Source organism: Planktotalea sp. (genome assembly GCF_049680325.1).
Classification (GTDB): domain Bacteria; phylum Pseudomonadota; class Alphaproteobacteria; order Rhodobacterales; family Rhodobacteraceae; genus Planktotalea.
In genome coordinates this window covers 1-7,939 of record NZ_JBAUHO010000232.1, presented here as the reverse complement: position 1 = coordinate 7,939, position 7,939 = coordinate 1, and the positions used below count along the sequence as shown (strand labels likewise).

The window sequence follows — 7,939 nt, the reverse complement described above, 5'->3', positions numbered from 1 at the left end:
CGGATCACATCATCTTCCATATTGTGATTGATCTGGCCGTCCTTTTCAGGGGTCAGATCCGTCATCATATGGCGAATGTTCGTCGCATAAAGCGTCGAGGCCTGCGTTGCCATGCGGGATGGGAAATCAGTGTAGCCGATGATTGTCACGCCGTTGTCGGTGACGATCTTTTCGTCTTTGACGGTCAGCTTACAATTGCCGCCCTTTTCGGCCGCAAGGTCCACGATAACAGAACCGGGCTTCATCGCGTCGACCATGTCCTTGGTCCAAAGCTCTGGCGCTTCGCGGTTCGGGATCAGGGCCGTTGTAATGACGATGTCCATGTCCGGTGCGATTTCGCGGAACTTCGCGAGCTGGGCCGCTGCGAACTCCGGGCTGGACACGGCGGCATAACCACCTGTCGCCGCACCGTCCGCCTGCTCTTCCTCAAAGTCGAGGAAGACGAACTCGGCGCCCATGCTTTCGACCTGCTCCGCCACTTCGGGGCGCACGTCGAACGCGTATGTGATCGCGCCCAGGCTGGTAGATGTACCAATCGCGGCAAGACCCGCAACACCCGCGCCCACAACCAGAACCTTCGCTGGCGGAACCTTACCCGCCGCTGTGATCTGACCTGTGAAGAAACGCGGGAAATTGTTGCCCGCCTCGATAACAGCGCGATAACCCGCGATGTTCGCCATGGAGGACAGCGCATCCATCTTCTGTGCGCGCGAAATACGTGGGACCATTTCCATGGCAATCACGTTCGCGCCCTTCTTCTTGGCGCTTTGCATGCCTGCCTCGTTGGCAGCAGGGTTGAAGAAGGAAATCAGCGTCTGCCCTTCGCGCAAACGTTTCAGCTCACCTTCGTCAGGCTGACGAACCTTAGCGACGATATCCGCAGTCTTCCAAAGTGCGGCGGCGGTTTTGACAACCTCGACACCGGCCTCTTGATAAAGCGCATCCGAGAAACCGGCATTTGCGCCAGCCCCTGTTTCGATTACACAGTCGTATCCGAGTTTCTGGAGCTGCACAGCGCTATCAGGCGTCATGCCTACGCGGTTTTCTCCCTCGAACACTTCCTTAGGTGTTCCAATTTTCAATGGTCTGTCCCCTTGTATCTTAAAGTTTGTCGACGCGGGCGCGCAGATTTGCATTACTCCCTAAAGCCCCGAAAGGGTCCAGACAAGCACATGACGCAATCGAGCGCCCCAATGTCGTAAATTACCCGCCGTTATTTCAGACCCAACGCCTAACGTCTTGGCAATAAAGGGCAAAACCGGCTCGGAATTTACGTCGCAACGCATTTTCCTCACCAATGATGAAATGCTTTTCGATCCACCACACGAAGATCGGCACCAATGGTAGCGCCAACACCGCATCCCAGCGGAGAATCAACCCCAGAAGAACCAACGCATCCCCGACGTAAATCGGATTGCGCGAGCGTTTGAAGATGCCGGAGACAACCAATGCATCCGCTTCGCGGCGCGGTATGAATGTCGTGCGCATGCGGCGCATTTCATAGACAGCCAGCAGCATCAGAACCACGCCGCCACCGACGAATAGACCGCCTGCAAAATCTGCCCAAGCGCCGCCAAAGCCAAGCCCGTACGTGAATGAGGTGCTTTGCCAATAGGCAAGTGCCGCAAATCCCGCAAGCCAGACGGGCGGAAGATCAATCCATTTAAGCATCAGGTTTGTACGCCCCTCGTTCCTGCCAGCCAATCAGGCCAGTCTGCAAAACCAATACGTTTTCACGCCCCATAAGGCGCGCGGCAAAAGTTGCTTGCGCTGACAAGGACCCTGTATTGCACAGCAACACAACCATGCCAGTTTCCGGCAGCTCGTCCAAGCGCGCAGGCACGTCGCGCCATTCTATATTGATGGCGCCCGGGATTGTGCCCGCTTCAAATTGCTCGGCGTTGCGCGTGTCCACAAAGGTAACCGAGCCAAACACATCTTCGGTCAGTTGTTCGGGCAGAATGATGCCGGCCTCATAGGTTGCGAAATCCATGTAACCCGTGATTTCGTCCACAAGTTCATCGGCAACAGCGCCCGAGGCAAGCAAAGCCAGAAGCGCAGTCGTCCTTAGCAAATGCTTCATTCGAACTCCATTTCCTCAAAGACGCGCCCCGCGTTCTTGGTTGCGAGTTCTTCAAAGGTATCCAGATGTGCATAGGGGCTTTGATCGATGTAATAGGCCTCTGCCAGTTCGCCGCCGTCGTCAATATGGGCTCCGATCTTTTCGCGCAGATATGCCAGATAATCACGGGTGTATCGGGTCACCTGCGCCAGATTGGTCGGATGACCATGCCCGGGAATGATATAAGTGGGATTCATCGGCGCAAACGCGGTTTCCCAAGTCTCGATCCAGCAGCTTGTGCAGGTATCCGCGAAAATTGGCGGCATGCGTTCGTGAAAGGCGATATCGCCTGCGATCATCATGTTCCACTGGGGAATCCAGACCTGTGTGTCACCAGGGCCGTGCGCGGGTCCAAGATGGAGCACTTCGAGCGTGACATCGCCCATCGTAATCACCTCTTTATCCGCAAATGTCCGTGTTGGCGCAACAATACGCGTACCCTCGGCTTTGTCGCGGTTGTAGCGCTTCATGCCTTCAAGGATCTGGAAGCCGTGCGCCTCAACTTCTTGTGCCGCCTCTTCGTGCATCAGGATATCAACACCCTGATCCGCCCAATAGGAATTGCCGAGAATTGCATGCCCCTGCCCGTTCTCGTTGATGACCAGCTTTACGGGCTGATCTGTCGTACGTTTGATTTCATCATGCAGCGCTTTGGCAAGGCGTGCGGATGCACCACCGTTAACCACAACCACGCCGTCGCCCGTCACAACAAAGCTGAGATTGTTATTATGACCGGAATTCTCATAAGTCGGCGGCGCTGTGGCCCCGATGGCAGAGAAAACATGCGGAATGACTTCAACAGGTTTTGAATAAAGCTCTGATTGCGGATATTGATCGGCAATGTCTTCGCTCGCCATGAGCGGGCTGCTGGCAATAATTGCGAGCGTCAGGAATTTACGCATGAGAACCTCCCGGATTACGAAAATACATTCACAGAATGGAATGAGTAAGTAAAGCGGCAGTGAAAGCCGCGCAGTTGCGCGTCTTGTCACAGGGCAGCATCCGGGCAGGATACGTCAAAAAGGGACTATGATGAAGAACCACTACAAGCGCGGGCTTGAGCAATGTTAAGTCGCGACGAGATCAACACCTATTGCAAGTCCCTGCCCCAAACCAGCCATGTGGTGCAGTGGGGCAATTCGGATGTGTGGAAGCTGGGCGGCAAGGTTTTTGCTGTCTTAGGCTGGGCAGACGCGAATAGCGCTGTTTCGTTCAAAGTTACTGAATTGGCTTATGAAATACTTAGCGACATGCCGGGCATTCGCCCTGCTCCTTATTTAGCATCGCGTGGGATGAAATGGGTTCAGGTTTATGGCGATCCGGGCCTGCCGGATGAAGAGCTGAAGGCACATATCGAAGCAAGTTACGAGATGATTAAGGCCAAGCTGACAAAGAAACTGCGCAGCGAGCTTGGCTTGATCTGAATGTGCGCTGCGCGCGCTTGATAAGCAGGCCTGACGGCGTGCAGATTTGCCTCCGGCGGGGATATTTCTGGAGAGAGGAAGACCCTTTAGATGCGCAGGCCTTTTCCTAGAAGCCGGGCAAGCTGGGCGGTGCGCGCTTTGTAGATCGCGTAGCTGGGCGGCGGTGATTTCAACCCGTAGTGCGAGAGCATGATCGTTTGGGCCGTTGTATTTGGATCATCGCAAAGAATACGTCCGGCATCGGCTTCAAGGGCAAGCCAGTCCGCAAGCATCGCACCTATTCCGGCTTCGATATCGCTGACAGTGCCTTGCATGGTGTTGCTTTTCGCATCCATCAGTTCTGCGCCGTGTTGGGCGTCCAACAGAACGGCCATGACGCCATCGGGGTCAAACGCATCAAAAACCCGGGTCAGAACATCCACCGGATCGCCCGATCGCGCCAGAATTGCGGCGACGGTATCTGCGACTTTGGTAAAGAAGCTGATGCTCAGATAGCTGAAAACATCCTCTTTACTTTGGAAGTGAAGATAGAGCGCGGGGCGCGACATGCAGGCCTGATCTGCAATCATTTGCATCGATGTTTTACGAAAACCGTGTGTTGCAAAGACTTGAAACGCGGCCTCTGCGATTGCTTTTTGCTTTTCGGATTCAATTACTTCGCTGCTCATTCCTGACATCTGACAAAAAATGGTGATTTTGTCAATTGACACGCTGACATTTTCACCTACTTTTGTCAGACAGCTAGGAGAGCGAGCATGGCAAGAACGATAAACGTAAATGGCGCGGCGCGCAGTGTCGATCTACCTGATGACATCCCGCTGCTCTGGGTTCTGCGTGACGAGCTTAATCTGACCGGAACAAAATTCGGCTGCGGCGTTGCTGCCTGCGGGGCGTGCACGGTCCTGATTGACGGCGTTGCTGTGCGCTCGTGCCAAACCGCGCTTTCGGATGTTGAGGGCAGCGTGACCACAATCGAAGGGCTCGGAACGCCGGACACTTTGCATGCTTTGCAGGCGGCATGGATCGCCCATCAAGTGGCGCAATGCGGATACTGCCAATCGGGGCAGATCATGCAAGCCGCGAGCCTTTTGGCCGAGAACCCTGCCCCCAGCGATCAGGACATTGACGAGGCCATGCAGGGCATTCTTTGCCGGTGTGGCACCTACCCGCGCATCCGCGCCGCCATTCATAGCGCCGCCAAAGCCATGCAGGGAGCCTGAATTATGACCTCTTTCAAGAAAATCGCCCGCCGCACGTTTCTTATTGGCTCGGCCGCGATCGTTGGCGGCGTTGCTTTTGGCGCTTACAAATTCACCCGTCCTTTGGAAAACCCGCTAAGCGCGGGTCCTAATGAAGCCGCGCTGAACCCCTTCATCTTTATTGACCAAGAGGGCGTCACCATCATCACCCCGCGCGCTGAAATGGGGCAAGGGGTTCACACGACGCTTGCCGCACTCGCGGCCGAAGAGCTTGATATCGCTTGGGAAGATGTGCGCGTTTTGCATGGACCGCCCGCGCAGGCCTATTACAACAGCGCGTTGATGCAATCGGCGTTGCCCTACCCTGAATATTCCAAAAGCGCTTTCATGCAGAGCCTTTCAGAGGCGGTGGGCGAAGTTAACAAACTGCTCGGGATGCAGTTGACGGGTGGCTCTACGTCGATGATGGATGGTTATGAGCGTCTGCGCCATGCAGGTGCTTCCGCGCGCGAGGCGTTGAAACTGGCGGCGGCGGACGCGTTGCAGGTTTCCGCGTCCTCGCTGAGAACCGAAAATGGCAGGATTATTGCCCCTGACGGCAACTCTGTCAGCTATTCGGATATGGCCAGCCTTGCGGCGCAGATTGATCCACCGCAGGTAGAGCTGCGCCCGAAATCCCAATGGCGTTATCTGGGTAAGACCATGCCCCGCGTCGACATGAAGGGCAAAGTCACAGGCACAGCAGAGTTCGGCATCGACGTGCGCCGCGAGGGGATGAAATTTGCCACGCTCAGGATGAACCCGCGCCTTGGTGGCCCGATGCGTTCGATGGATGCGAGCGCGGCGACTGCGATGGCGGGCGTTGAAAAGGTGATCGAGCTGGACGGCGGCTTTGCTGTTGTGGCCAGCAACACGTGGCTTGCGTTTCAAGCCGCGGATGCGGTCGTTGCAGATTGGGGCGATGCGCCCTACCCGCATGAACAGGACGGGATCTGGCAGGCCATTGAAGATAGCTTTGCGAGCAAGCCTAATTCTACCCTGCGCAATGACGGCGATGCTGACACCCTGCCCGAGGGCGCTAACGAAATAAGCGCCGAATACCGCGTGCCATTTCTTGCCCATGCGACGATGGAACCGATGAACGCGACAGCGATTTATTCTGGTGATGCTTTGGAAATCTGGTGCGGCAACCAGGGACCGACAATCATGCGCGATCGCTGCGCAGAGGCCGTCGGCCTTGATAGCGAAAACGTCACCCTGCACACGACCTTGATGGGCGGCGGGTTCGGGCGGCGCGGCGAAAGCGATTTCGGCGTTTACGCGTCACGTGTTGCCAAGGCAATGCAAGGCACCCCTGTGCAACTGACCTGGACGCGCGAAGAGGATATGTCGCATGATTTCTTCCGCCCCGCCACGATCGGTCGCTACAAAGGTGCGGTGAAGGATGGCAAAGCCGTGTTGCTCGATGCCGCCGTTGCAGGCCCATCCGTGACCATTGGCGCGATGAAGCGATTGACCGGCTTCACCGCTGCCGGCCCTGATAAGGTGCATGTCGAAGGGGCCTTCGATCAGCCCTATGCAATCCCAAACTACCGCGTGAAAGGGCACTTGAGCGATCTACAGATGCCGATCGGTTTCTGGCGTTCTGTCGGCAATTCGGTCAACGCATTCATGCATGACAGCTTTCTTGACGAGTTGGCCCATGCGGCTGGCGCGGACCCGCTTACCTTTCGATTGGAAATGATGCGATCAGAACATGGGCCATCTGCCAAGGTGCTGGAAACAGTCGCCGAAATGTCCGGCTGGAGCGGCAAACGCGAGCCGGGAATCGGGCGCGGCGTGGCATTCGCCTATAGTTTTGGCACACCTGTGGCGCAGGTCATCGAGGTCTTGGACGAAGATGGCACGATCCGCATCAACCGCGCCTGGATTGCTGCGGACCTCGGCACTGCCCTTGACCCTGGCAACCTTGAAGCGCAGCTTTATGGCGGCATGATTTACGGTCTGTCTGCGGCCTGCTTTGGCGAAATCACCTTCGCCAATGGCAGTGTCGAGCAGGCGAACTTCCCCGATTATGACGCCCTGCGCATCCACAATGCGCCCGTCACCGAAGTGCGCATTCTCGAGAACAACGCCCATCTGGGCGGTGGCGGCGAACCAGGAACACCGCCTTCGATGTCTGCACTTGCGAATGCACTTTTTGATCTTACGGGCAAACGAGCACGCACATTGCCATTAATGCACGAATTTGACTTGTTGACCTAGGCCAGGAAACGCAGCGGTGGTTCGCGTGATTAAGCGCTTTTCAAACGGCGTATCGCACGACTTTGCGCAAAGCGTGCGCTCGCCTCGCCAAACGCCTCGAACAAGGGGCGCGAAACGGGATCACCCGCCGCGTTCCATTCGGGGTGCCACTGCACAGAGGCGGTAAAGCCTGGTGCATCCTTGATATAGATTGCCTCGGGCGTGCCATCCTCGGCCTGCCCGTCAATAACCACGCGCGCACCAGCGGTTTTGATCCCCTGCCCGTGCAAAGTGTTTGTCATCACTTCGCAGGCACCGAACATCTTGTGAAACGGACCGCCTTCGCTCACACGGACTTTGTGGCGTAGCTCGAATTTTTCTTCAATCGTACCGTCCGGGGGCATCCTGTGGTTCATCCGTCCGGGCAGATCACGGATTTCAGGATATAGCGTGCCGCCCATCGCGACATTGACCTCTTGAAAGCCACGGCAAATGCCAAAGAACGGCTGGCCACGCTCGACGCAGGCGCGCACCAATGGCAGCGTAATTGCATCGCGATTGCGATCAAATTCGCCATGCGCTTCCGTCGCGTCTTCGCCGTATTCTTCGGGATGCACATTCGGGCGCCCACCCGTCAGCAAAAAGCCGTCGCATTGCTCGAGCAGCTCTTCGACGCTGACAAATCGTGGATCGGCGGGGATCATCAGCGGCATGCATTTGGACACATCTGCAATTGCAGTCGCATTCATTACGCCGCCAGCATGGACGGGATAATCACCGTTTAAAACATAGGAATTGGAAATAATCCCGACAATGGGGCGTGCCATGTACTCTCCAGCAAAAAGCGATTTCAATTCACGCCTTTATAAACCGCCTATAACAGCGCTTGCAATGGAGCAAAGCAAGCGCTGCGCTGTGGCCGAAAACAGGCCCTGCGGATTGGAAGATAT

General features: G+C 56.2%; 9 protein-coding genes. 3 read left to right on the top strand and 6 right to left on the bottom strand.

What is annotated here, in order from left to right:
• The 4 genes from WBC85_RS10450 to WBC85_RS10435 all read right to left on the bottom strand — a co-directional run.
• Nucleotides 1-1,082: Re/Si-specific NAD(P)(+) transhydrogenase subunit alpha (locus tag WBC85_RS10450; RefSeq protein ID WP_424436394.1), on the bottom strand; the 1,082-nt coding region annotated here is incomplete at its 3' end.
• Between the two features lie 136 nt (nucleotides 1,083-1,218).
• Nucleotides 1,219-1,671, bottom strand: coding sequence for a methyltransferase family protein (locus tag WBC85_RS10445; RefSeq protein ID WP_424436391.1), 453 nt, complete (start codon nucleotides 1,669-1,671; stop codon nucleotides 1,219-1,221).
• Nucleotides 1,664-2,083 carry a rhodanese-like domain-containing protein gene (locus WBC85_RS10440; protein WP_424436388.1) on the bottom strand — a complete coding sequence of 140 codons (420 nt, stop codon included), beginning with the start codon at nucleotides 2,081-2,083 and terminating at the stop codon, nucleotides 1,664-1,666. The genes WBC85_RS10445 and WBC85_RS10440 overlap by 8 nt, the downstream gene beginning before the upstream one ends.
• Nucleotides 2,080-3,024, bottom strand: coding sequence for an MBL fold metallo-hydrolase (locus WBC85_RS10435; protein ID WP_424436385.1), 945 nt, complete (start codon nucleotides 3,022-3,024; stop codon nucleotides 2,080-2,082). The genes WBC85_RS10440 and WBC85_RS10435 overlap by 4 nt, the downstream gene beginning before the upstream one ends.
• A gap of 162 nt (nucleotides 3,025-3,186) precedes the next feature.
• On the opposite strand from WBC85_RS10435, the gene WBC85_RS10430 reads away from it, so the two are divergent.
• Nucleotides 3,187-3,546, top strand: coding sequence for an MmcQ/YjbR family DNA-binding protein (locus WBC85_RS10430; protein ID WP_424436382.1), 360 nt, complete (start codon nucleotides 3,187-3,189; stop codon nucleotides 3,544-3,546).
• An 86-nt stretch (nucleotides 3,547-3,632) separates the two neighbouring features.
• Here WBC85_RS10430 and WBC85_RS10425 read toward each other — a convergent pair whose 3' ends face one another.
• Nucleotides 3,633-4,214 carry a TetR/AcrR family transcriptional regulator gene (locus WBC85_RS10425; RefSeq protein WP_424436379.1) on the bottom strand — a complete coding sequence of 194 codons (582 nt, stop codon included), beginning with the start codon at nucleotides 4,212-4,214 and terminating at the stop codon, nucleotides 3,633-3,635.
• An 87-nt stretch (nucleotides 4,215-4,301) separates the two neighbouring features.
• Between WBC85_RS10425 and WBC85_RS10420 the strand changes: the two genes are divergently transcribed.
• On the top strand, nucleotides 4,302-4,766 hold the full coding sequence (locus tag WBC85_RS10420) for a (2Fe-2S)-binding protein (RefSeq protein ID WP_424436377.1): 465 nt from the start codon (nucleotides 4,302-4,304) through the stop codon (nucleotides 4,764-4,766).
• A 3-nt stretch (nucleotides 4,767-4,769) separates the two neighbouring features.
• Nucleotides 4,770-7,010, top strand: coding sequence for a molybdopterin cofactor-binding domain-containing protein (locus WBC85_RS10415; protein WP_424436374.1), 2,241 nt, complete (start codon nucleotides 4,770-4,772; stop codon nucleotides 7,008-7,010).
• A 29-nt stretch (nucleotides 7,011-7,039) separates the two neighbouring features.
• Here the strand turns inward: WBC85_RS10415 and WBC85_RS10410 are convergent, their stop codons facing one another.
• Complete coding sequence (locus WBC85_RS10410; RefSeq protein ID WP_424436371.1) at nucleotides 7,040-7,816, bottom strand: gamma-glutamyl-gamma-aminobutyrate hydrolase family protein; 777 nt, start codon at nucleotides 7,814-7,816, stop codon at nucleotides 7,040-7,042.
• Between the last annotated feature and the right edge of the window lie 123 nt (nucleotides 7,817-7,939).

Excerpts from the sequence above, each read along its gene's own strand:
- WBC85_RS10415 (WP_424436374.1), top strand. The coding sequence starts at position 4,770 with ATGACCTCTTTCAAGAAAATCGCCCGCCGCACGTTTCTTATTGGCTCG.
- WBC85_RS10430 (WP_424436382.1), top strand. The coding sequence starts at position 3,187 with ATGTTAAGTCGCGACGAGATCAACACCTATTGCAAGTCCCTGCCCCAA.
- WBC85_RS10410 (WP_424436371.1), bottom strand. The coding sequence starts at position 7,816 with ATGGCACGCCCCATTGTCGGGATTATTTCCAATTCCTATGTTTTAAAC.
- WBC85_RS10440 (WP_424436388.1), bottom strand. The coding sequence starts at position 2,083 with ATGAAGCATTTGCTAAGGACGACTGCGCTTCTGGCTTTGCTTGCCTCG.
- WBC85_RS10425 (WP_424436379.1), bottom strand. The coding sequence starts at position 4,214 with ATGAGCAGCGAAGTAATTGAATCCGAAAAGCAAAAAGCAATCGCAGAG.
- WBC85_RS10435 (WP_424436385.1), bottom strand. The coding sequence starts at position 3,024 with ATGCGTAAATTCCTGACGCTCGCAATTATTGCCAGCAGCCCGCTCATG.
- WBC85_RS10445 (WP_424436391.1), bottom strand. The coding sequence starts at position 1,671 with ATGCTTAAATGGATTGATCTTCCGCCCGTCTGGCTTGCGGGATTTGCG.
- WBC85_RS10420 (WP_424436377.1), top strand. The coding sequence starts at position 4,302 with ATGGCAAGAACGATAAACGTAAATGGCGCGGCGCGCAGTGTCGATCTA.